This is a genomic window from Thermococcus marinus, from assembly GCF_055389025.1.
On record NZ_AP042417.1, the window covers coordinates 954,120 to 977,336 of the forward strand.

At 55.0% G+C, this 23,217-nt stretch carries 24 protein-coding genes; 14 read left to right on the forward strand and 10 right to left on the reverse strand.

Annotated elements, in window-relative coordinates:
• Positions 1-15 precede the first annotated feature (15 nt).
• Positions 16-1,179 (forward strand): 60S ribosomal export protein NMD3, encoded by a 1,164-nt coding sequence (locus ACZ5ER_RS05235; RefSeq protein WP_464935109.1) that lies wholly within the window; start codon positions 16-18, stop codon positions 1,177-1,179.
• 57 nt (positions 1,180-1,236) lie between these two features.
• A complete protein-coding gene (cdr, locus tag ACZ5ER_RS05240) occupies positions 1,237-2,562 on the forward strand; it encodes a CoA-disulfide reductase (RefSeq protein ID WP_464935110.1) in 1,326 nt (441 codons plus the stop codon).
• A 7-nt stretch (positions 2,563-2,569) separates the two neighbouring features.
• Here cdr and ACZ5ER_RS05245 read toward each other — a convergent pair whose 3' ends face one another.
• Complete coding sequence (locus ACZ5ER_RS05245) at positions 2,570-2,716, reverse strand: hypothetical protein (RefSeq protein WP_464934982.1); 147 nt, start codon at positions 2,714-2,716, stop codon at positions 2,570-2,572.
• An 88-nt stretch (positions 2,717-2,804) separates the two neighbouring features.
• Here ACZ5ER_RS05245 and ACZ5ER_RS05250 point away from each other — a divergent pair, with 88 nt between their 5' ends.
• The 5 genes from ACZ5ER_RS05250 (at position 2,805) to ACZ5ER_RS05270 (ending at position 6,999) form a co-directional block, all read left to right on the forward strand.
• A complete protein-coding gene (locus tag ACZ5ER_RS05250) occupies positions 2,805-4,241 on the forward strand; it encodes a potassium channel family protein (protein WP_050002897.1) in 1,437 nt (478 codons plus the stop codon).
• 4 nt (positions 4,242-4,245) lie between these two features.
• Positions 4,246-5,376, forward strand: a complete 1,131-nt coding sequence (locus ACZ5ER_RS05255) for an ATP-NAD kinase family protein (protein ID WP_464934983.1) — start codon at positions 4,246-4,248, stop codon at positions 5,374-5,376.
• A 52-nt stretch (positions 5,377-5,428) separates the two neighbouring features.
• Positions 5,429-5,575, forward strand: a complete 147-nt coding sequence (locus ACZ5ER_RS05260) for a hypothetical protein (RefSeq protein WP_464934984.1) — start codon at positions 5,429-5,431, stop codon at positions 5,573-5,575.
• Positions 5,576-5,638: 63 nt separating this feature from the next.
• Positions 5,639-6,334, forward strand: a complete 696-nt coding sequence (locus ACZ5ER_RS05265) for a hypothetical protein (protein WP_464934985.1) — start codon at positions 5,639-5,641, stop codon at positions 6,332-6,334.
• A gap of 59 nt (positions 6,335-6,393) precedes the next feature.
• Positions 6,394-6,999, forward strand: a complete 606-nt coding sequence (locus tag ACZ5ER_RS05270; RefSeq protein WP_464934986.1) for a hypothetical protein — start codon at positions 6,394-6,396, stop codon at positions 6,997-6,999.
• A 76-nt stretch (positions 7,000-7,075) separates the two neighbouring features.
• Here ACZ5ER_RS05270 and ACZ5ER_RS05275 read toward each other — a convergent pair whose 3' ends face one another.
• Positions 7,076-8,272 carry a cysteine desulfurase gene (locus tag ACZ5ER_RS05275; protein ID WP_464934987.1) on the reverse strand — a complete coding sequence of 399 codons (1,197 nt, stop codon included), beginning with the start codon at positions 8,270-8,272 and terminating at the stop codon, positions 7,076-7,078.
• Complete coding sequence (locus tag ACZ5ER_RS05280) at positions 8,269-8,562, reverse strand: hypothetical protein (RefSeq protein WP_050002902.1); 294 nt, start codon at positions 8,560-8,562, stop codon at positions 8,269-8,271. The genes ACZ5ER_RS05275 and ACZ5ER_RS05280 overlap by 4 nt, the downstream gene beginning before the upstream one ends.
• A 112-nt stretch (positions 8,563-8,674) precedes the next feature.
• On the opposite strand from ACZ5ER_RS05280, the gene ACZ5ER_RS05285 reads away from it, so the two are divergent.
• Positions 8,675-9,421 carry an ATP-binding protein gene (locus ACZ5ER_RS05285; protein WP_464934988.1) on the forward strand — a complete coding sequence of 249 codons (747 nt, stop codon included), beginning with the start codon at positions 8,675-8,677 and terminating at the stop codon, positions 9,419-9,421.
• Here the strand turns inward: ACZ5ER_RS05285 and hypE are convergent.
• The 7 genes from hypE to ACZ5ER_RS05320 all read right to left on the reverse strand — a co-directional run bounded on the left by hypE (position 9,418) and on the right by ACZ5ER_RS05320 (position 15,295).
• Positions 9,418-10,434 (reverse strand): hydrogenase expression/formation protein HypE, encoded by a 1,017-nt coding sequence (gene hypE / locus ACZ5ER_RS05290; RefSeq protein ID WP_464934989.1) that lies wholly within the window; start codon positions 10,432-10,434, stop codon positions 9,418-9,420. The two genes, ACZ5ER_RS05285 and hypE, sit on opposite strands and share 4 nt — an antisense overlap.
• Before the next feature lie 2 nt (positions 10,435-10,436).
• Entirely contained in the window at positions 10,437-10,829 is a 393-nt protein-coding gene (locus ACZ5ER_RS05295; protein ID WP_464934990.1) for a HEPN domain-containing protein, read from the reverse strand.
• On the reverse strand, positions 10,826-11,152 hold the full coding sequence (locus ACZ5ER_RS05300; RefSeq protein ID WP_050003945.1) for a nucleotidyltransferase family protein: 327 nt from the start codon (positions 11,150-11,152) through the stop codon (positions 10,826-10,828). The genes ACZ5ER_RS05295 and ACZ5ER_RS05300 overlap by 4 nt, the downstream gene beginning before the upstream one ends.
• A gap of 43 nt (positions 11,153-11,195) precedes the next feature.
• Complete coding sequence (gene hypF / locus ACZ5ER_RS05305; protein ID WP_464935111.1) at positions 11,196-13,514, reverse strand: carbamoyltransferase HypF; 2,319 nt, start codon at positions 13,512-13,514, stop codon at positions 11,196-11,198.
• Between the two features lie 91 nt (positions 13,515-13,605).
• Positions 13,606-14,733, reverse strand: a complete 1,128-nt coding sequence (gene hypD / locus ACZ5ER_RS05310) for a hydrogenase formation protein HypD (protein WP_050002907.1) — start codon at positions 14,731-14,733, stop codon at positions 13,606-13,608.
• Between the two features lies 1 nt (position 14,734).
• Positions 14,735-14,995, reverse strand: coding sequence for a HypC/HybG/HupF family hydrogenase formation chaperone (locus ACZ5ER_RS05315; protein WP_050002908.1), 261 nt, complete (start codon positions 14,993-14,995; stop codon positions 14,735-14,737).
• 45 nt (positions 14,996-15,040) lie between these two features.
• Positions 15,041-15,295, reverse strand: coding sequence for a HypC/HybG/HupF family hydrogenase formation chaperone (locus tag ACZ5ER_RS05320; RefSeq protein ID WP_464934991.1), 255 nt, complete (start codon positions 15,293-15,295; stop codon positions 15,041-15,043).
• Positions 15,296-15,556: 261 nt separating this feature from the next.
• On the opposite strand from ACZ5ER_RS05320, the gene ACZ5ER_RS05325 reads away from it, so the two are divergent.
• The 6 genes from ACZ5ER_RS05325 to ACZ5ER_RS05350 all read left to right on the forward strand — a co-directional run bounded on the left by ACZ5ER_RS05325 (position 15,557) and on the right by ACZ5ER_RS05350 (position 23,215).
• On the forward strand, positions 15,557-16,144 hold the full coding sequence (locus tag ACZ5ER_RS05325; RefSeq protein ID WP_081947210.1) for a TetR/AcrR family transcriptional regulator: 588 nt from the start codon (positions 15,557-15,559) through the stop codon (positions 16,142-16,144).
• Between the two features lie 135 nt (positions 16,145-16,279).
• Positions 16,280-18,343, forward strand: coding sequence for a formate dehydrogenase subunit alpha (gene fdhF / locus ACZ5ER_RS05330; RefSeq protein ID WP_464934992.1), 2,064 nt, complete (start codon positions 16,280-16,282; stop codon positions 18,341-18,343).
• A 10-nt stretch (positions 18,344-18,353) separates the two neighbouring features.
• Positions 18,354-18,851: a 4Fe-4S dicluster domain-containing protein gene (locus ACZ5ER_RS05335; RefSeq protein ID WP_050002911.1), complete on the forward strand. Its 498-nt coding sequence runs from the start codon at positions 18,354-18,356 to the stop codon at positions 18,849-18,851.
• Between the two features lie 52 nt (positions 18,852-18,903).
• The gene (locus ACZ5ER_RS05340; protein ID WP_050002912.1) at positions 18,904-20,283 is read left to right on the forward strand and encodes a proton-conducting transporter transmembrane domain-containing protein; all 1,380 of its coding nucleotides are present in this window, start codon (positions 18,904-18,906) and stop codon (positions 20,281-20,283) included.
• A gap of 6 nt (positions 20,284-20,289) precedes the next feature.
• Positions 20,290-22,284 carry a proton-conducting transporter transmembrane domain-containing protein gene (locus ACZ5ER_RS05345; protein WP_464934993.1) on the forward strand — a complete coding sequence of 665 codons (1,995 nt, stop codon included), beginning with the start codon at positions 20,290-20,292 and terminating at the stop codon, positions 22,282-22,284.
• A gap of 10 nt (positions 22,285-22,294) precedes the next feature.
• The gene (locus ACZ5ER_RS05350) at positions 22,295-23,215 is read left to right on the forward strand and encodes a respiratory chain complex I subunit 1 family protein (RefSeq protein ID WP_464934994.1); all 921 of its coding nucleotides are present in this window, start codon (positions 22,295-22,297) and stop codon (positions 23,213-23,215) included.
• The last annotated feature ends 2 nt before the right edge of the window (positions 23,216-23,217 follow it).

Here is a 23,217-nt window from a genome sequence, read left to right on the forward strand (position 1 = left end):
AGGACGGTGAGAGAGATGAGCGAGAGGTTCTGTTACAGGTGCGGGATAAGCGAGAGCGAGGGCGGCCCGCTTATAGACGGCCTATGCCAGGTCTGCTACCGCAAGGAGAACCCGGTCCTGCTTATCGGAGACGAAATCAACACCGAACTCTGCCAGAACTGCGGGAGCTACAAGAAGAGGGGAGTCTGGGTCGACCCGAAGAGCTACGAGCTTGAAGAGCTCATCTTCGAGGTCGCGGAAAACGCTCTCCTCGAGACGCTTGAAGATTCCCTCAGCGACAAAATCAGGGAGTACGAGGTCGTTCCCCCGGAAGAGCTTGACGAAATAGAGGACCTGCCCGTCGGCAGGGCGGCTGTTTCATTTGAGCCCGTGGACTTTCACATCGAATACTTCCCGGCGATAATCGTCTATGAAGTCCGCGTCAAGGCCAAGACCCATGAGCTCCAGAGGGAGCTCCACGACGAGAGAAAGCGCGTTACGGTGTACGTCCGCCAGACTGTATGCCCCCGCTGTCAGAAGTTCCTCGGCGGCTACTTCGAGGCCATCCTCCAGGTTCGCGCCGAGGACAGGCCGCTGACCGAAGAGGAGCGGAAGGCAATAGGAAAGCTCGTCGAGCAAAAGGTCGACGAGATAATGAGAAGGGACAGAATGGGCTTCATCCAGGACACTATAGAGAAGGAGGAGGGGCTGGACTTCTACATGGGCTCGACAAGCTCTGCGAGGAAGATAGCTCAGGCAATAAAGGAGCGCTTCGGCGGCACGATAAGCGAGGCCTACGAGCTCGTTGGCATTGACAGGCAGACGAGCAAAGAAGTTTATCGGACGAGCGTGAGCGTGAGGATTCCAAAGTTCAGAAGGGGCGACATAGTGGCCGACAGGAAGGGCAACGTCTACGAGGTCGAGCGCGTTGACGGCAAGGGCCTGACGCTCAGGAACCTTGAGAACTGGGAGAGCGAGCACTTTGACTGGAAGACCGCGAAAAGGGAAGCCATTGACACCGTTGAGCACGAGGATAGCGAGGCGATGGTGACCAGCATGAGCCCAAGGGAAGTCCAGCTGATGGACATGGAAAGCTATGAGACCTACGAGCTGAACAGGCCGCCCTTCGAGGTGAAGGAGGGTGAGGTCTATAAGATGGTTGGGGTAAAAGGCAGGAAGTACTTCAGGGGCAAGAAGTGACGCTTTTGCCCACCAACCTTTTTAACCTTAGGTTTTGAACCTCACCCGGTGATTCTCATGAAGAAGACGGTAGTGATAATAGGCGGCGGTGCCGCGGGAATGAGTGCCGCATCGCGCGTCAAGAGGCTCAAACCGGAGTGGGACGTCAAGGTCTTCGAGGCGACGGAGTGGGTCAGCCACGCCCCCTGTGGAATCCCCTATGTTGTGGAAGGACTTTCGCCGAAGGAGAAGCTCATGCACTACCCGCCCGAGGTCTTCATCAAGAAGCGCGGCATAGACCTCCACCTCAAGGCGGAAGTCATCGAGGTCGAGCAGGGTAGGGTTAGGGTTCGTGAAGAGGACGGGGAGCACACTTACGAGTGGGACTACATCGTCTTTGCCAACGGCGCCTCGCCCCAGGTTCCTGCGATTGAGGGAATCGACCTCCCAGGGGTCTTCACCGCAGACCTTCCCCCTGATGCAGTTGCCATAACTGAATACCTGGAGAAGCACGACGTTAAGGACGTCGTTGTCATCGGCACTGGCTACATCGCCCTTGAGATGGCCGAGGCCTTCGTCGAGAGGGGCAAGAAAGTGACGCTCATAGGCAGGAGTGAGCGGGTTTTGAGAAAGACCTTTGACAAGGAGATTACCGACATCGTTGAGGAAAAGCTGAGGGAGAACCTAAACCTCCGCCTTGAAGAGCTTACCCTGCGCTTTGAAGGCGATGGCAGGGTTGAAAAGGTTGTCACGGACGCTGGGGAGTACAGGGCGGACCTCGTCATAGTGGCGACTGGAATAAAGCCGAATACCGGGCTCGCGAGGGAGCTTGGAGTTAGAATAGGCGAAACAGGTGCAATATGGACGAACGAGAAGATGCAGACGAGTGTTGAGAACGTCTACGCCGCTGGAGACGTCGCCGAGACGAAGCACATCATCACAGGCAGGCGTGTCTGGATGCCCCTGGCCCCCGCCGGCAACAAGATGGGCTACGTCGCCGGGAGCAACATCGCGGGTAAGGAGATTCACTTCCCGGGAGTTCTTGGGACGAGCGTAACGAAGTTCCTTGACCTGGAGATTGGAAAGACTGGCCTCACCGAGGCGGAGGCGATTAAGGAGGGCTATGACGTCAGGACGGCGTTCATAAAGGCCAAGACGAAGCCCCACTACTACCCAGGTGCGAGGAACATATGGCTGAAGGGAGTTGTGGACAACGAGACGAACAGGCTCCTCGGTCTCCAGGCCGTTGGCGCTGAAATCCTTCCGAGGATTGACACCGCCGCGGCAATGCTCACCGCTGGCTTCACCACAAAGGATGCGTTCTTCACGGATTTAGCCTACGCACCGCCCTTTGCCCCAGTGTGGGACCCGCTCGTAGTCCTCGCGAGGGTCCTAAAGTTCTGACTTTTCTTCACTTTTTCATTAGTGCTATGCTCCTCCCATTAGGGGTGAGTGTGAGGCCAAATGCCGCCTCAAAGCCCAATGAGGAAACAATTGCACCGCTTATAGCACTGCCTGCGATGTAACCCGCTGAACTCACGACGTTGTATGTCTCCATGGCGCTACCCTGTCCCCGAAGGCCGCACCCTCATATCTGTTCTGGGTGTGTAGAAAACCTTAATAGTCGCCCAGGTAAACTCAAAACGATGTGCGAGTACGTCTACGAAAACGGTAAAAAGTGCCGTCTAAAGGCCGTCGAAGGGTCGAAATACTGTCCGCTCCACATCCCCTATGAAGAAGGCGAGTCCTTAATGGGGGAGGAGATAAAAAACCTCAAGGACAAGACGTTTCAGCGCAGGCTTAACCGTGGTCAGAGCTATTTTGAGGGCGTCTACCTCTATGACGCCACTATAAAAGAATACCGGAGCGAGAAAATGCTTGTATTCAAGAACTCCCAGATTAAGAGCCTAGTAATCGAGGACTCCGAGTTCAAGGGGCTCATTCTCATTAACTCTACCGTCGATAGGGTGATACTCTTTCATTCCAAGATTGAGGTTCTGCTCGTCAAGGGCTCCACAGTCTTTGGGCTTAACGTCCTTCAGGTTGACTTCTCCAGCAACATCTCGGTCAGGGATTCAAGCGTCAAGTACCTTATGCTGAACTCGACGCAGTATGTTGGTGAAAAGGCCGAGGAGAGCTACGGAGAGAAGAGCGCAAAGGGCGTGGTCGAGATTGCCGGACTCCGCGACGTGAGGAGGATTGGAATAAACACCCGCTATCCACTTCTCAGAAAAATCCTTGAAGAGCACGGGGTCAACGTCTCGGAAGGCGGCAGGAGGACCGTAAAAGTCAATTCTCTGATAATCCGGGACGTCTCTTTTGACGCCGCACCCAGATACAAGCGTCAGGTCAGGCTTTCAATAGGCGGGTTTTCTGGGAATCTTGTTCTTGAGAACCTCGATGTGTTTGGTCATATTGAAATCAGCTGGAGCAACCTGAAGAGCCCGGAGTTCGTTCACGTGCTCATTCACAGCAACCTGATAATCAGGAAGTCCCACATTACCGTTGGGCCGACGTGGGCAATGACCGTTCTCCCGAGCCTGCCCATTGAGCTCACCGTTAGCGGGTTCATGATAATAGAGGACTGCCATTTCAACAACCCGTACGCCGAAGAGGTATTCTACCGCCTCGCGAGGACGAGCTGGGAGCGCAGCGGGGACTTTGAAAGGGCCGACGAGTACTACTACCTTGAGATGGTCGCCCGGAGGAAGGCCCGGCTGAAGGCAAGGAGAAAAGGGCTGAGAAAGCTCTTTGACCGTTTCGAAGTCCTCTTTGAGTGGCTCTTTGCCGACCTGACGTGCAAGTACGGGACTGACTGGAAGAGACCAATACTGATATGGCTCTTCATCGTCAACGTCTTGTTTCCTGTCTTGTTCTTCGTGACGAAGAGTGTTCAGGGGCTTTCCAGCAGTCTAAGCTTCCTAGACTACGAGTACTTCAGCATCGTTACTGCCACGACGCTCGGCTACGGTGACTACCACCCGATAGGCGTGGGGAGGATTATAGCCTCAGTTGAGGCGCTTTTCGGAATGTTTATGTGGGCGGTATTCCTGACGGTGTTCGCGAGGAAGTACATGAGGTGATAAAATGCGCGTCGGGCTGATTGTTAACCCCATAGCGGGCATGGGGGGAAAGGTCGCCCTCAAGGGCACCGACGGGGTTGTTGAGGAAGCTATCCGGCGTGGAGCGAGGCCAGTTTCGCCCGACCTCGTCAGGCTCTTTCTGCGGGAGCTGTCCCACTACCCTGGGGCCAGGTCCATAGTTTTTCTCACAGGGCCCGGGCCCCTCGGTGAGGACTACCTGCGGGAGTTGGGCTTTAAGTTTGAGGTCATCCCCCTTGAAGTCCGCTACCGGGAGGTTGATGGAGTTGTAATACCCGACACGGGCCCGGAGCACACAAAGGCGCTGGCCCGTGAGATGCTCGACAAGGTAAGTCTGATACTCTTCGCGGGCGGTGATGGGACTGCAAGGGACATCGTGAGCGTCGTCGGTAAAAAAGTCCCAATCCTGGGGATTCCAACCGGAGTTAAGATGTATTCCGGCGTTTTTGCCGTCTCCCCTGAGAAGGCGGTGGAAGTGCTTGTCAAGTTCCTGCGCGGGGAGGCCAGGCTGGAGGAGCGTGAGGTTAGGGACATAGACGAGGACTCGTTCCGCCGTGATGAGGTCAGGGCAAAGACCTACTGGACTGCCCTCGTCCCGGTCGTGGAGAACCTCGTGCAGGGGAGTAAGGAGGCCGTGAAGGCCGACGAGAGTGAGGAGCTTGAGGCCCTCGCCGAGGCAGTCGCCGAGGAAATTCTTGAGAACGACGGTATCTACTTCCTGGGCTCAGGCTCGACAATAAAGCGCATAAAGGACAGTCTGGGCATAGAGGGAACGCTCCTCGGCGTTGACGTCGTCGAGGTGAAAGACGGCAGGGCGAGGCTCCTTGTCAAAGACGCGACGGAGCGGGACTTGCTGAGGTTCGTGGACAGGGATCCTAAGGTCGTCGTCACCGTCGTGGGCGGTGCGAACTTTCTCTTTGGGCGGGGCAACCAGCAGTTCTCGGCGGAAGTCCTGAGGAGGATTCCCAGAGAGAACGTGCTCGTGGTCGCCACGCCCGACAAGATTAAGGGGCCCATTAGAGTGTACACCGGGGACAGGGAAGTTGACGACAAGTTCAGGGGCTACCTGAGAGTTCGCGTGAGTTCGTGGATGGAGAGGCTTGTCAAGGTCATTTAGGCCCGCCGGAACCCATTTATACTTTCCCTGCTTTATTTTTTCGGGGATTCTGATGAGGCACAGTAAGATAGCGTTTAAGGTTCTCGAAGCCGGGGAGCCGGTCTTCTACGACCCCGTTTACCACGGCAGGACGCTTAAGGTCTTTGGAATGGACGATTACCCGGTCAGGTTCATCTCCTATGCGGTCGGCGAGTACTAGAAGCTCGGGTATTCAGCGGTCGTTTTCGACACGACGGGAGAAGTTAAGGGCGACTTCGATACTGTGATTGAGGTTCGCGACGGTTCACCGCTTGGGCTCGACCCGATAAAGCTCTTCCGTGTGGGCTACTTTGACCCTTACACCGCCGTTTCCATAGTCCAGACGCTTTATGGCCTCGATAGGTCATTAACCGACAGGCTCTACGTTGACGTGCTCCTTAGGAAGGTCTCAAGCGTTCCTGAGGCCGTTAGAAGAGATGAGAAGTACTCGGAAGTCATACTTGAGAGCTACACACCGCTAGACGAGGCACTCTACACGGGTGAGCTCCATGAACTCAAGGGGAGCGTCCTTGTTAACCTCGGCGAAGCGCACAGTATAACCCTGGTTGGTGCCGTGTTCCTCACGCTCGCGGCGGCCTTTGAGAAGAGGCGCGAGACGGTTCTTGGCCTCGTTGACGGCGCCGTTCTCGCCTACACTCCCGCAGGGAGCGCCGCTCTGTCGCTCCTTACAAGGCCGCTGAGGACTAGGGTTACGGTCGTTGCCAGCCAGTATGCTACCGATTCGCTTCTGAACGTAGGGGGCCCAACTCTCCTTTTGTACCACGACCCCGACGTCCAGTTCCTTGTCTACGAGTCGAACGGTATCCCAATGGGCCCCGTGCGGAAGTACGTGAGCAAGGGAGATGGAGCATTGATATTGGTGAGTCCGGAGAGTGTTGACGTTATTTTTGGTGAGTTGCCCGAGGATGTACTCCAATGAGTTTTTTTGTCCCTTAAAGTTTTTAAGTGGTTCTTCAAACTTTTACTGGTGAGTAAAAAATGGTGTATTATGAGCATGCCACAGACCCGGTTACGTTCGGGACGCTCTTTTTGGCATACTACCTCTCAATAATGGTGGCCGTACTCCTATGGTTCGCCACCTCGTACGAGTACATCAGAAAGGGTAACTACCGGCTGAAGCGGCTTGCGGGCTTTCTTGCGGTTGCTGTTGTCATAACGTCGCTTTCAGGGGCTGAACTGCTCGACGAGTACCTTTACCTCCACATGCCCTATGATGAAAAGATAACGTGCCTTTCGTCTTCCTGCATAATGTCTTCGGCCCTCATAACCGAGTATGGCTTCAGCAGGGAAGAGTTGGAGGCTTTGGGTGTTCCCTCTTTTGGGGTCATCGACGTCTACCGTCTTGTTGATACGGGCATTTCCCACGACCTTAAACTCCCAAAAAGGCTGAATCACATCGTCATGACGCGGCCGTGGCTGGTTCTGCCTGTGGTTGACGTCTACGTTTACGAAGTCTCGGAAGTCAACGGGACAAAGCGGATTGTGGACAAGGAGCACTACTATCTCGTGTGGCCGACGTCCCCGGGAGGGCTCCTGACTGAGAAGCTCAACTTCGAGTTCAGTGTGATGATTCACAGCGGATAGATTTAGCGTGAAGTCCTTCCTCTAGTTTTCTCAGTTCTCGTCTTTTATTTCCGGTTTTTAAAAAGAAAAAATTGAATCACCGAAGACCCCTGACAAGCTCTTCCATGACGCCGAGGAAGGTCTCGACCTCTTCGATGCTGTTGTAGACGTGGAAAGAGGCCCTGACCGTGCCGTTCACGCCCAGCTTCTTCATCACAGGTAGGGCGCAGTGGTGGCCGCTCCTAACCATGATGTTGTGCTCGTCGAGTATGGCCGCGACGTCGTGCGGGTGCAGACCGGGCACGTTAAAGCTCACAACGCCTGCGTGCTTCTTCAGGTTCCTCGGCCCGTACCACGGCACTTCTAGCTCGTCAAGGCCCTCGGTAATGCGCTTCACGAGCTTGTGCTCCTGTCTCTCGATTTTGTCTATTCCAATTTTTTCGATGTACCTTATTCCCGCGGCAAGGCCTATCGCACCGCCTATGTTGGGGGTACCTGCTTCAAACCTCTCAGGAGGCTCGGTCAGCTTGTAGCCGTCGAGGTCTACGTCCTCAATCGTCCCGCCGCCTATCATGGGCGGCTCGAAGGCGTCAAAGAACTCCTCGCTGATGTAGAGGACGCCTATTCCCGTCGGCCCCATCGGCCCCTTGTGGCCCGACAGCCCTAAGAAGTCCGCGTGGAGCTTTTTCACGTCCACTTCCATGTGGCCGGCGCTCTGGGCGGCGTCAACGACGAATATCGCCCCCTCTTCCTTTGCCATCTTCCCGAGCTCTTCAACCTCGTGGATAACTCCGAGGGCGTTCGAGACGTGCTGGACCGCGACGAGCTTGGCGCCTTTAACTTTCCTTTCCGCATCACTTAAATCGAGGTTTCCCTCGTCGTCACCGTCTATGAACTCAAGCCTCAGCCCGAGCTTTTTAGCTAATCTCTGCCAGGGGAGTAAATCCGAGTGGTGCTCGTAGGGGGTCGTTACTATCTTGTCTCCCCGCTTGAAGATGCCCTCAAGGCCGAGGGCGACCAGGTTGAGGCTCTCGCTCGTGTTCTTGGTGAAGACTATTTCTTCAAACTTCGCGTTTAGGAAGTCGGCGACGACCTTCCTGCTCTCCTCGTACTTGTGGGTCGCCATCTGGGAGAGCCTGTGGACGCCGCGGTGGACGTTGGCGCGGTACTTGAAGTAGTACTCGTCCATGGCCTCTACAACAGGTTTGGGCGTGAGCGAAGTGGCCGTGTTGTCGAAATAAATCACCTCGCTCGTCAGCGGGATATCCTTTCTTACGTCTTCAGGAATCCTCATGAGACCACCTCCAGAACTCCGGCGCAGTCGTAAATTATCCTGGCCAGTTCTTCCCCCTTCTTCGCGTCCTCCAGAAGCTTGATGATTATCTTCCCGCTCGGATAAACGCTTACCTCGTAGCCGTCCATCTCGGCGATGAGCATCATGTTCGGGAGAAGTTTCTTTACGGTGTAGCCTTTCTCCTTTAGACACTGTGCAGTCTTCGTTAGGTCGAGCTGTATCTTCTTCTCCCACGAATAGGCCCCTATAACGACGCCCTTCATCGTGACGCAGGGTTTTGAGATAATCATACTTCACCACCGGCCTTATCTTTGCAAGAGAACTTTATACCGCTTTCCTGAACCAGAGGTTAGAAACAAGAATGAACCAAAGCCCTTATAAGTCGTGCTACTTTTTTGCCAAATGGTGATACCAATGAAGGTTCTCGTAAGCGGTAAGGGCGGCTGCGGGAAGAGCACGATAAGCGCTATGCTCGGCAAGTACCTCGCAGGTAAAGGCTACCGCGTTCTTATCATAGACGCCGACGAGTCCAACCCTGGCCTCTACAGGATGCTTGGTCTTCCGAAAGTGAAAACTTTGGCCGAGCACCTCGGCGGGAAGAAGAGGGCCAAAATCCTCATGGCGGCGGAAGGAAAAGGTGAGCTCGATGAAGAGCTCTTCAACTGGACGCTTGACGATATCCCCGGGGAGATTCTGGCCAAAAAAAGAAACCTCGCCGTCCTGACCATCGGGAAGATTGAAGAGGCCGAGGAAGGCTGTGCCTGCCCCTATGGATTCCTGGCGAGAAAGCTCCTCGAAGGCATAACGCTGAAAGACGGCGAAATCATCATAGTTGACACCGAGGCGGGCATAGAACACTTCGGCAGGGGCATTGATAAGTACGTTGACGTTGTCATTGATGTTGCAGAGCCCTCCGCTGAGTCTATAGAGCTCTCAAAGAAGATAGCCACTCTGAGCGAGAGCCTTGGATTGAAGCACATTTTGGTTCTCAACAAAGCCCTGCCCGGCGTCGAGGAGGAGCTTCCGGTCAAGCCCGATGTTGTCATACCCTTCGACCAGAACTTCATACTCGGGAGCCTGAAGGGCAGGGAGATTGAGCCGATACCGCAGATAGAAGAGCTGTGGAAAAAAGTGGAGAGCTCCCCTTAACATATCCTCGGCACGGGGTCTCCGGCGGGGGGCTCCATGAAGCGCTTTCCGCCGATTCCAGTCTCTAAGAGAACTTTCCCCCTGTATTCTTCTATTACCTCCCCTATTATCGCCGCGTCCTTGCCCCTCTTCGTTTTCCTCATTGCTTCAAGTGCCTCTTCCGCATACTCCTTGGCAACAACCATGACGACCTTGCCCTCGTTCGCAACATCGTAGGGACTGATTCCCAGCATCTCGCTCGCGGCCTTCACCTCTGGCTTCACGGGTATATCTGCTTCCCTCACGAGGATTCCGACGTTGCTCTTTCTCGCTATCTCGTTGAGAGCGTTGCTCAACCCTGCCCTGGTTGGGTCTTTCATAGCGTGGATGTTCTCCCAGCCGATGGCCTTTGCAACTGCCTCAACGACCTCCCATATGGGAGCTACGTCGCTCTTCAGCTCGGTTTCGAAGGCTATGCCCTCCCTGTGGCTCATCAGCGCTATCCCGTGGTCGCCTATCGTCCCGCTGACCAGAACAACGTCGCCGACCTTCGCTCCAGCGTCGCTTATCGGCCTCTCCGCGATTCCAACCCCTGCGGTAATCACGAACATCTCTATGGGGTCTTCGACCACCTTGGTGTCGCCCGTGACTATTGGAACGGGAACTTCTTTGGCGGTTTCGTCCATCGAGCGGAGAACCTTCTCAAGGACTTCCATGTCGAGGCCTTCCCCGATAATCATCGAGTTTGCTAAGGCTAAAGGCTTCGCGCCCATCACCGCCAAATCGTTCACCGTCCCGCTAACCGCGAGCCTTCCTATGTCTCCACCCGGGAAGAAGAGCGGTTTGACCGTGTGGCCGTCTATTGTAAACACAAGGTGCTTGTCTCCAAATGGTATCGTCGCCCCGTCGTCGAGCGCGTCCAGCCCTATTCCACCCGCGCTCTTCAGGGTCAGAGTTTTCAGTATAACGTCCCTGAGGAGCTCTTCCATAATCTCTCCGCCGGCTCCGTGTTCGAGCTTTATCTTTTCGCCCATGTTTAACCCTCCAAAAGACCTTTAGATGAGATGTATTGCCTCGTGAATTCGAGGAATTCTTCGGCACGCCTTATGTTTTCGCGCGCCTCCTCCTCGGTGATGTCCAAAACAAAGGAGTAATCGGCGGTCTGTCTGAGATTAAATGTGGTTCTTAGGTAAGTGAAAAACTTGTGGGGGATCTCTCCCGTCTTGACGAAATCTCTGCCCAGAAGTGCTATGACCGCAGAATGCTTCGAAACGCGTATGTTTTTGGTCATAAGAATTGCCTCGGCGCAGTAAAACATAGAGTAGTACGCTCTTGAAAGTGCAAAGGCGTAGAAACCGTTTTCAAACAGTGTCCTGGCGGCCTCGATGCTCTTCTTGGCTTTCCTTAGTATCTCCGCGTACTCCCTCATATCTTGATGCCCTCCGTGTGAACCGTTTGAATTAGCGGATCGTGCTCCATTTTCGCGTTTGTGGGATAGACAATAACCGAAATAACAAGCCCCCTGTCAAGGAGATACTTTTCAGTAACCTCGCTGAGCCTGTCGTATTCGTCGAGCGTCAACCTCCTCTTGACTATGATGAGGACGTCAACGTCGCTGTCTTCCCTCGCCTCTCCCCTAGCGTAGGAGCCGAAGAGTATGACCTCCACTAAGTCATCGCCGAGTATTTCTTTGGCTTTTTCCTTAACCTCCCGAAGGATATTAAGGAGTTCCTCTCGTGGTATCGTGGCCACCACTCTCCCCCCTACGGCTTTCTGCGTTTCACCACTTAAACCTTCACAGCATCAGGTCTTCCTTCGTAAGGTAGCCCTCTAGGTAGAGGCCACCCAGGAATGCTTGGCCAACGTTTATCCCGTTGTCCCCCCTCGGGACTTCGGTTGTGACGTGGAACCTAAGGCCCGACGCCTCCACAGCCTTCCTCACCGTCTTGACGATGAGCTCGTTGTAGGCAACGCCGCCACTCATGGTGACATCTTTCACGCCGAACTCCCTTGCCTTCTCAATCGCGACCTCTGCGAAGGCCCTCGCAAGGGCGAGGTGGGCGGAATAGGCTATGTCGGCGGGCGGAGCTTTCTCAAGAACGCCGAGAATCTGTGCAAAGAGCTCTTCAACTTTTATCAGCTCTCCCTCAACTGGAACCTCGAACTTGAGGTCGTTCTTGCCCTTCATGGCAAAGCTCTCAAGCTTCATCGCAGGCTCTCCCTCGTAGTGCCTCCTGTAGGCGACGTTTAGCAGGACTGCCAGGGCGTCGAGAACCCTTCCAGTCGAGGAGGCATAGCTCGTGTTGATGCCCTTCGCCAGCTGGGTCAGTACGACGTTGAACTCAACCTTTCCGTAGCGGAGGCTCTCGATGGCCTTTGGACAGCACTTGGTTATGATTCCCTCCAGCTCCTCAACACTGTATATATTGCTCAGAATTCCCATTAAAGCCCTGAGCGGGTAGTAGCTCGCCAAATCTCCGCCGGGGAGCGGGTAGTAGTCTATGTGGGTCAGCCTTTCAACGTCCTCATAACCGAGGTAGAGAACCTCACCGCCCCACGTGTTCCCGTCGGTTCCATAGCCGACTCCGTCCACAGCGATTCCAACGGCGCTCTCAAGGTTCTTCTCGGCTAAAACGCTCGCTATGTGGGCGTAGTGGTGCTGAACTTGGAGCAGCTCCACGTCGAGCTCGTTCGCCAGCTCCATGGCGAGCTTCGTGGTGTTGTAGCTTGGGTGGAGATCGGCTATGATTAAATCGAAGTCCTTCACGCGAAGGATTTTCCTGAAGTGCTCTGTTGCTTCCCTCATGAACTCAAGAACCTCGACCTTCCCCGTGTTGCCGATGTACTGGCTTGGGTATACCTTCCCGTTCTTGGCCACTCCGAAGGCATTCATCAGCTCGGCCCCAACCGCCAGGCCACGGTAGTTGAAGGGAATCTCTATCGGGAGCGGGACGAAACCGCGGGAGCGCCTTATAACGGCCCTCTTTCCGTCTACAAACCGGATCACGCTGTCATCTGCTCTGTTGAGTATCTTCCTGTTGTGCAGGAGAAGGTAATCTGCCATCTCTTTCAGCTCCTCGAATGCCCTATCGTTGTCCTTGACCATGGGCATTCCTGGATAGTTTGCCGAGGTCATCACGTAGACCTTCGTTTTGCTCCAGTGAAAGAGGATGTAGTGGGTTCCCGCATAGGGGAGCATGACACCGATGGTATGCAGACCGGGCGCAAGGTTCTCTGGGAGGGGGAAGGGCTCCCTCTTGCGGAGCGTTATGATTGGCCTCCTGTAGCTCGTCAGCTCCTCTTCCTCCTCTTTGCTCAGGTAGGCGAAGGTTTTGACTGTTTCAAGGGAGTCCGCCATTATCGCGAAGGGCTTCTGCGGCCTGAAAGTTCTCCTCCTGAGTTCTGCAACGGCCTCCTCGTTGGTGGCATCACAGGCGAGGTGGATTCCACCTATTCCTTTGATTGCCACGATGTAGCCCTTGTCTATCAGCTCCGCCGCCTTCCTGAGTGGGTCTCCGGTTATCTCCTCGCCGTCGTTTGTGTAAAGGCGGTAGGTCGGCCCGCAGACTGGACAGCAGACGGGCTCGGCGTGGTAGCGCCTGTTGAGCGGGTCTCTGTACTCGCTCTCGCAGTAGTCGCACATCGGGAACTCACGCATGGTCGTGTTCTCGCGGTCGTAGGGTAAATCCTCGATGATTGTAAACCTGGGCCCGCAGTTGGTGCAGACGATGAAGGGGTACATATAGCGCTTGTTCGTCGGGTCGAAGAGCTCTCTTAAACAGTCTTCACATATCGCTATGTCCGGCGGGATTATCGAGTCCCCGCCGCTTCCGCCCTTCGAGCTCTTCTCGATGTAGAAGCGGTCAAAGCCCTGTGGTAGTATCTCCTTTCGCTCAATCTTCTCAATTCTCGCAAGGGGGGGCTTTTTGCGGTATATGTCACGGATAAAAGCCTCTATATCCCCTTCCCTTCCCTCGACTACTATCTCAACTCCGGCGTCGCTGAGGTTCTTGACGTAGCCCCTGAGGTTGTGTTCGTGAGCTATTCTATAGATGAACGGCCTGAACCCGACGGCCTGGACGATGCCTTGAACGTGAATGCGGTAAGCCTTCATAGCTTCCACCGCTTTCCTTTTGCATTTGGAACCTTTATAGGTTTTCAAAACCAAAAGTTGAAAACGAGAGGGGAGTTTTGAACCTTTGGTGTTAGAACAACGCCCCGTACTTGTAGAATATGTGGCATGTCCCCTCGTACGACACCATGCACGGGCCGACGGGGCTCCTCGGCGTGCATGTCTTTCCGAAGTGAGGGCAGTCGGTTGGCATTGCCAGACCCCTCAGCACGGCACCACAGAGACAGCCTTTCTCAAGGTCGGGCAGGTTCTTGGGAACCTCGACGTGGTAGAAGTTCTGGATTTCGAGCTCTTCCCACTCCTTTCTTACCTCCAGCCCTGTCCTTGGAAGAATTCCAAGGGCACGCCACTTTGCGTCTTTGACCTCAAAGAACTTCTCAATCAGCCGCTGGGCGACGACGTTCCCCTCGTATTTGACGGCGCGCTTGTATTCGTTGACGACCCTCGCATCGCCCTCCTTGTACATTCTTATCAGGAGCAGGATTGCTAGAAGAACATCGTTTGGCTCGAAGCCGGCTATGACCTGCGGAATCCCGTATTTCTCGCTCAGGAACTCCCAGCCCCTGACGCCTATTATCGTCGAGACGTGGCCCGCATCTATAAGCGCGTCTATCCTGCTCTTCTGCTTTATGAGGACCTCTATTCCCTGGGGCGTGAGCCGATGCACGGAATAAATCTTGAAGTTCTCAAGGCCCTCGTTGACGACGGCGTTGAGCATTCCCGCCGTTGGGGCGGTTGTCGTTTCGAAGCCAGGGCTGAAGTGGACCACGGTTTTCTCCGGGTTCTCCTTGGCCATCTTATAGGCGTCGTAGATTGAGTAAACGACCCTAACGTCGTAGCCCTCGCTCTTCAAGTCGGCAAAGCTTCCCATTGGAGTGGGGATTTTGTACATGTCACCGAAGGTCGTGAGAATTATTTCTTCCCCCTCCTCGCGGGCCTTTTTCATAATCAGCTGCATCGCCACGATGTCTTCAACCGGCGTTATGCAGACCGGACAGCCGGGTCCGCTGACTACTTTAACGTTCTCGGGCAAAAGAGAGCGGATTCCTGAGCGGGTAATCGTGTCCTCGTGGGTCCCGCATACGTGCATTATTCTTATCTCGCCGTCGAGGGTTTTTGCCTCTTCTTTAATCTTCTCCACGAGCTTTTGGGCTATTCCCCTGTCTCTGTAAGGAGCCACAACTGATTCAACGCCTTCCATCTCAATCACCCGGGTAGTAGTAGCCTCCAAGTGCGTTTTCCTCGGCTTTGAAGACCTCCTCCCAGGCACTCAGTATCTCTCTGGCCGTTTGCTCGTCTACTCTCTCTATTATGAATCCGGTATGAATTAGCACGTACTCGCCGGGCTTGACGTCGGGCATCAGATCAATCCTCGCCTCCCTCTTAACTCCTCCGAAGTCAACCCAAGCGGTTCCCTTCTCCCTATCAACTTCCAAAACCTTCGCGATGGTTGCTAAACACATGAGCTTCACCTACCTTGGGTTCTCAAGAGGGGCTATTTAGCTTTTCTAAAACCTCCGGTTTGAAACCGTGAAGGTCAGTTCAAGCTTGCTTGAGCGGTGATAAGAGCACCTCGCGAGGGTCTCCTTGGCCTCTTCTCTGCTGACCTTCTCAAGGACTATGCCGTAGTAAATCTTCACGTAGTCCCCAGGTTTTATATCTTTGATGAAGTCCAGCCTTGCTTCCTTTAGGCGGCCGTCAACGTCCACTATTGCCTTTCCGTCCTTTACTTCAACGACCCTTCCCGCGAGCATCAGGGCCATGATTACTGACCAACTCTGGTTAGAGTACCATCTGCCTAATATATTTTTTCCTGACTGGTCAGTCAGATGGGGCATGTTGTGAAAGGCTGGCATGTGCCTGCTAACTTATCCTAAATCCTAGAAATGAGGTTAGATGCGTCCCTTGAAAGTCGGAATTTATGGGGTTTGATCAACCATATCCCTGAGGCGGAAAGTTTAAATCCTTGTTGGTATATCCTCAATGAGGTGAGTGACTAATTAGTCATGAGTGAGGGTTTGTCCATGAAGTCCCCTGGCAAGACCCGCGAGAAACTCGTTTCCGCGGCAATGGAGCTCTTTGCAAAGAAGGGCTTCGATAAGGCCACTGTAGATGAGATAGTGAACCGCGCCGGGGTTGCAAAGGGCACGTTCTACCTCTACTTCAAGAGCAAGGACGACTTAATAAAGGAGATTGCCGTTGATGCTATGCCCATAGCTGCATTTCCCTCTCTCCAAGATCCCTATGTCACTGTTTCGTATCCCACACTCAGGGAATTTCTTCTGGCCCTGGGCAGGGAATTTTTGGAATTCTACGGCAAAAACCACCGCCGTGAGATACTTTTCAGCCTCCTGGCCATGAGAAAACGTAGTAAATCTCTTGACCTGCTTTATAACGAATCATGCTCCGAACTTCTCAGAACCGGAGCCCGCAGGATAATGGTTTACACAAAAGTCGGGTTTGCCCAGGCCCTCGTCGCCTTCCAGGTCTTTATAGGGTCTCTGCTCCACTATCTGCACGCGAAGGAATGCGTTGGTTTCAGTGACGAGGAGTACCTGAACCACTTGGTGGATGTCGTTACATCTTACCTTAAGCTCTCCGCTGAGATATAAACCCTTTTGGGATAACTTCTGTGAAACACTTTACGTTTTATCTTCCTTTCTGTTTACAAGAGTGTTTAATTGTGTGCACGAAAGGTATTTAAGGTACAAGGGTAAATGACTAGTCAGTCAATGTACTTAGAGGTGATGGACGTGGCTGAAAAGCTCGTGCCCGTAGTGTGTCCCTGGTGTTCAGTCGGCTGTCGCTTCTATGCGGTCAGCGTTAACGGATACATCAGGAGGATTGAATTCGACTACGACCACCCCACCGTCAACCGCGGAAAGCTCTGTCCAAAGGGCGTTGCTTCCTACCAGTTCATCAACAGCTCCAAGAGACTCAAAAAGCCCCTCAAGCGCGTTGGTGAGAAGGGAGAAGGAAAGTTTGAGGAGATAAGCTGGAGCGAAGCTTACAGAATAATCGCCGAGAAGATTAAGGAAATCAAGGAGACCTACGGCCCAGAGGCGATAGCCTTCCTCGGAAGCGAGAAGATAACCTTCGAGGAGAACTACCTCGTCCACAAGCTGTCTAAGGCGATAGGAACTAACCACCTCGACTTCCCGGGAAGGTACTGCCAGTACTCCAACAGCCCCGCGAGAACGGCCGTCTTCGGAAGCGCGGCTGCCACCAACCCCTTCGAGGACGTTGCCAAGGCCGAGCTGATAGTCATCTGGGGTCACAATCCAGCGGAGACCGCTCCCGTTTTCTTCGGCCAGTACATCGAGAAGGCCGTCCTCGACAACGGTGCCCAGATGGTCGTTATAGACCCGCGCGAGACGAGGGGCCACAAGTATGCAAGCATACACCTAAAGCCCTACCCGGGAACCGACCTCGCGATAGCCCTGGCCATGCTCAACGTCGTCATAAGCGAGGAGCTCTACGACAGGGACTTCGTCCAGGAGAGAACCGTTGGCTTCGAGGAGCTCAAGGAGGCCGTTAAGGAGTACACCCCCGAGTGGGCGGAGAAGATAAGTGGCGTTCCCGCCGAGGAGGTAAGGAAGGTCGCGAGGCTCTTCGCCACCAAGAGGACCGCTCTTCTCGTCAACGAGGGTCTCAACCAGCACGTCAACGGTTTCGAGTTCGCCCTCGCCCTCGCGAACCTCATCGCGATTACCGGCAACATCGGCAAGGAAGGCGTCTGGAGCGGTGTCTTCCCGGGAGCGCAGTGCGGATTCTGTGCGGCAATGAGCGGCATTGCCCCCAACAAGCTCCCGACAGGAAAGCTCGTTACCGACGAGGCCGCGAGGGCCGAGCTTGAGAGGCTCTGGGGCTTCAAGATACCCGACTGGGTTGGCCTTGACCTCACCAGCATGATACGTGAGATGGGCAACAAGATTAAGATGATGTACATCGTCGGCGGTAACATCGCCAAGTCTGCCCCGAACAGCAGGTGGGTTCGGGAGCAGCTCAAGAAGCTTGACTTCCTCGTCGTGCAGGACATATTCCTCACCGAGACCGCTAAATATGCCGACATAGTCCTCCCGGCTGCGGCTTGGTTCGAGAAGACGGGAACAGCTATAAGCGCCGAGAGAAGGGTTCAGAGGAGCTACAAGGCCGCCGAAGCCCCAGGAGAGGCCAAGCCCGACTGGCTCATCCTGGTTGAGCTCGCCAAGGAGCTCGGCCTCGGCGAGTACTTCAAGTACGAGCACCCCGATGAAATCCTCAGGGAGATAAACAGCGTCATTCCGATGTTCAAGGGCGCGACTCCAGAATACCTCGCCGAGCACCCCGAGGGATGCTTCTTCCCGTGCACAGAGCCCGGCGAGGGAACGAAGGTCCTCTTCAAGAAGGGCTTCAAGACGGCAGATGGAAAGGCACACCTCCAGCCCGTCAAGTGGCGCGAGCCGCCCGAGATGCCCGACGAGGAGTACCCGCTCTGGCTCACAAACTTCAGGCAGGTCGGTCACTGGCACACCGGAACAATGTCCTTTGAGAGCCCCAGCCTGAAGAAGCGCTGGCCCGAGGAGTACGTCATGATTAACCCGAAGGACGCCGAGAAGTACGGCATAAAGAGCGGAGACCTCGTCAAGGTCGAGACCAGACGCGGAAGCGTTCTCGTCAGGGCAGAGGTTACCGAGCACGTCAGGGAGGGCGTCATAGCGATGCCGAACCACTGGAACATCAACGTCCTGACCCTTGAGGTTACCCACGAGAAGACCAAGATGGCCGAGCTCAAGGCCGTCGCGGCCAGGGTTAGGAAGGTGGAGGAGTGAGGTGGTTGGAATGAGCAAGAAGATTTTCCTCGACTATAAGCGCTGTATCGGCTGTAAGGCCTGTGAAGTGGCCTGTGAAATGACGCACGGCGAGGCAAGGATAAGGGTCTTCGAGTTCCCCGACCTCTTCACCGTCCCCTTCAACTGCCGCCACTGTGAGAAGGCACCCTGTATGAACGTCTGTCCGACGGGGGCGCTCTTCAGGGACGAGGACGGCGCGGTGGCCTTCGACCCCCTCAAGTGTATCGGCTGTCTCATGTGTGCCGTCGCCTGTCCCTTCGGAGTTCCGAAGCTCGACGAGGAGAACAAGATTATGGACAAGTGCGACCTCTGTGCCGACAGAAGGGCAGAGGGTCTGCTTCCGGCCTGTGTCTCGGCATGCCCAACTGAGGCCCTCAAGTTCGGTGAGATAAACGAGATACTCTGGAACAGGGAAGGGAAGATAGTTGCCAACCTGAAGGGCTCGGCCGAGAAGGGAGAGGGCGAGAAGGCCTACATCGTCCTCTGACCTTATTTTTTTGCGAGGGAAACCTAGGGTTAAAAACCAAGGGGTGATGGTGATGATTGAACTGGTGCTAATTTCAGCGCTCATCCCCTTCGCGCTCCTGCTCATCTGGAAGCTCGAAGGAAAAACCGCCGACCTGATAGCGAGCTCGGTCCTCGGCGTTTCCCTGCTCCTCAATGGTGTAGCAGTCTACGACTTCTTCTCAAAGGGCTCCGAGAAGGTCTATCATACGAGCTACGTCACCACCAGTAACCTCGGCGAGGTCTTTGGGATAAACCTGGACGTCGCTTCAATCCTCATGGGCTTCGTCTCGATATTGATTGCGTTCTTGATGGCCGTTTACGCGAGCAGGTTCCTTGACTCAGGAAAAGGACAGTTCTACGCGCTCTTCGGCCTGCTCACAGGGGCCAGCATGGTATTCATATACTCCACAAACCTCGTCCAGTTCGCCGTTGCGCTTGAGCTGATGGCGATAGCGATGCTCTTCTTAGTTGAGCTCGGCGGTGCCAAGACCGACGCCCTCAAGGCCTTCCTCGTCCTCAACGTTGGGGTGCTCCTCATCCTCGGAGCGGTTGCCGTTCTCGGCACAGGACAGGACCTCACCACGGCCACTTATGACGGTACGGCATTCCTCCTGCTCATCTTCGCGGCCTTCATGATGAGCTCCCAGTTCCCGTTCTACTCATGGCTCCCAGATTCAACCGCCTCACCGATTCCAGCGAGCGCCTACGTTCACTCTGCCTCAATTGTTCCGCTCGGTGCGTACATGCTCTTCAGGGCAATCCAGTACATGAAGCCGAACGACGAATACTTCTGGGTTCTTGGAGGTCTGACTGTTGTCCTGATAGTCCTCATGATGATATACTACCCGCTCCAGCGCGATGCGAAGAGGCTCATAGCATACTCCACAATTGGGCAAACTGCCGTTGCCTACATAACCCTTGCCTACGCGCTACTCGGCCACGTGGCAGGGATTCAGATTGCCCTATACCAGGTCGTCAACCACGCCGTCGTTAAGGCCCTCGCCTTCGCTTCCGTTGGTGGGCTTGCCCTTGCCTACGGCACCACCGACCTCAAGCTCATTAAGGGTATGAGAAGAACCGTCCCGTGGACGAGCATAGCCTGGTTCCTCAGCTTCCTCGGTCTCTCGGGTGTCCTACCGCTCGGACTGTTCTTCAGCAAGGCCTTCACCATCATGAGCACCAGACATGCGAAGGGAATAGCATCGTGGCTCTTCCCTGCGGTTGTTTTAATAGACGCCGCAATACTGCTCGTGGTCGTTCTCCTCTGGTTCAGGGAGAGCTTCTTCGGCGAGGGTGAGCCCAAGAAGGAGCCAAAGGTCATCGTTGCGGTGCTCATCGTCCTCATAATCGTCGGCATAGTGATGCCCTGGGTCAGCCTCGACGTTGTGATGAAGATAGGCTTTGCGGGGTGATGTGAGATGATACTCGAATACGCGATTGGGGCTTTCATCCTCGGTGGTCTCGTCGGCCTGCTTAGGGACTACAAGGCCACGGTTAAGGCGTCAAGCTTCATGGCTTTCCTCGGCTCACTCGCCCTCCTCTGGCAGGTTTACGAAGTTTACACCAGCGGCCCTGTCTCGGGCGACCTCTTCGGAATCCCCATCAGGATAAATGACCTCTCGATAGTGTTCCTCCTCATAATTGGCCTCGTCGGAGCGGCGGCTTCGCTCTTCGCGATAAACTACATGGAGCTCTTCGAAAAAGTCGGCAAGGGCTGGGTCTACGCGATAGCATACAACACCCTCCTCGCGAGCATGGCCCTCATCGTTACCGCGGACAGCATGGAGTACTTCGTTATGGGCTGGGAGCTCATGACCCTCAGCTCGTTCGTGCTGGTGTTCTTCAGCGAAAAAGCGAGGGACGTCAACGCGAGCGTCAAGTACTACATCACCATGCACTTTCTCGACACTATCCCGCTCTTCCTCGCCCTGGGAACCGCTTATTCTCTGATTGGAAACTTTGAAGAACTTACCTTTGAGAACATAGCGAACGCGATGGCAACCGCCCCTGCCAGCACCAAGGCCGTCTTCACGGCGCTCCTCATGGTGGCGTTCATGGCAAAGTCGGGTATGGTGCCATTCCACTTCTGGGTTGCCGAGACCTACAGGGCCGCTCCAACCAGCATTTCGGCTGTAATGGCCGGTGCAATGGAGAAAGTGGCCATCTATGGCCTCATAGCCCTCATCTGGAGAACCGTCGGAACGAGCTACAACCTCGGCCTCTTCGTTGCGGTGATAGGCGCGATAACCCTCACCGTCGGAACCCTCTACGCCCTCAGGGAGACCAACGCCAAGAGGCTCTTGGCTTACTCGTCCATCGGCCAGATGGGCTACGTCTGGTTCGGCCTCGGAGTAGGAATGGCCCTCATCCCGAAGGGTGGCTTCCTCGGCACCGTTGGAGCGCTTGGGGCCTTCGCGGGACTCTTCCATGCCCTCAACCACGCGATATTCAAGGCCTCGCTCTTCCTCTCGACTGGGGCAGTTGAGTACAGGACTGGAACAGTTGAGCTCAACGAGCTCGGTGGCCTCGGCAAGACGATGAAGGTAACAGCTTTGGCGGCGCTCTTCGCCTCGTTCGCCATAAGTGGCGTTCCGCCCTTCAACGGCTTCATAAGCAAGTGGCTCATCTACGTCTCGGGCTACTATTCCGACAGTTACATCCTGGCCCTCGGCGCCGTCCTCGCGGCATTCCTCAGTGCGGGAACTCTGGCGTATTCAATAAAGCTCTATGGTGCCCAGTTCGGCGGTGAGATGAAGCGCTACGAGAACGTCGAGGAGGTTCCAGCTGGGATGCTCGTTGGCCAGTGGGTTCTCGCAGGCTTAACGCTCCTCATAGGCGTCTTCCCTGGAACGGTAACGGGAATCCTCAACGTCTTCAACGCCCCGCTAAACGAGAACCTTTACAAGATAGGCTTCCAGTCGGTGATGTTCTCTCCAGTGCTCTTCGTGATAGTTCTCGGAATACTGGCCTTTGGACTCTACCTCGTCTTCAAACCGGAGTTCGGAAAGGAAGCCAAGCCCTGGGACTGCGGTGCAACGAAGCTTGACGAGGACGAGTACAGGATAAACGCCGAGGGCTACTACCTCAAGTACGAGGAGAAGATAGGCTCGTTCTATAGGTTAGGCGACTGGTTCTACCGCGTCGGAGCTGGAGCAATTCACTACATAACCAAGGCTTACCTCTGGATGGCGAGCTACTTCACCAAGATAGTTGACACACCGTACACCAAGATAGAGACCCTCGACGACCTCCGCGAGAGGGAGATAATGCACATAGACGAGGAGGTCTTCAAGCCACTCGTCAGGTTCCTTAACATCGCCAGGGACGTCCTCCCAGGGATGAGGCTTGGAACCTTCGTCGTGCTGGCCCTTGTGGTGGTGGGAGCGATTGTTGGAATACTGATAGCACTGTGAGGTGAGGGAGATGGAGATAGACGCGGTCAAACTTGGATTCAGCCTTGCGGGCATCGTCCTGTTCCTGTTCCTGCCTCCTCTCCTAGACGGTATAGCCAGAAGGGTTAAGGCGAGGCTCCAGTACAGGCGCGGACCACCGCTCATGCAGACATGGTACGATCTCAACAAGCTCTTTGCCCTCCCCTCGGTCAAGCCGACCAAGAGCGCGCTCTTCACATGGGCACCCTATTTGGCACTCGCTTCGGCGATGTCGGCGGCCCTGCTCCTCCCCTACGGCAATGTAGTCCCCGTGGACTTTGGATTCAACTTAGTGGTGTTCTTCTACGTGGTGCTGATGGTCAGCGTCTTCCTTATCCTGGCTGGCCTCAGCGTCCAGAACGCCTTCAGCCACATAGGTTCGTCGAGGGAGATGCAGATCGTCCTCACCGTCGAACCGCTAATAGCGATAATCTATGGCGTCCTTGCTTATAACGCAGGCTCGCTTAACATAGCGGACATCGTGGCCAATCTCCACTTCACCCCCTCGTTGCTGTTGGCATACATAATCCTGGCGTACGCGCTCTACGTTGAGAGCGGCTTCGTGCCCTTCGACATAGCCGAGGCGGAGCAGGAGGTCATAGGTGGGCCTCTGGCAGAGTACAGCGGAAGGCTCCTTGGAGTCTTCTACTACGCCATCTACATCAAGCGCTTCGCCCTGCTGTGGTTCTTCGTCAGCCTGCTGACCCTTCCGTGGGTCGGACCAGTAGACACGGCGGAGAAGGCAGTACTGGTGCTGGCCCTCCAGTTCCTGCTGACGATAGCGCTCTACCCCGTTATAGCGGCTCTGGAAGCCACCAACGCAAGGCTTAGGGTAGACCACGTTGTCAAGATGAACGTTAGAATGTTCTTCGCAGGTCTGATAGTGTTTGCGATGGCGTTCATGGGGTGGTGAAA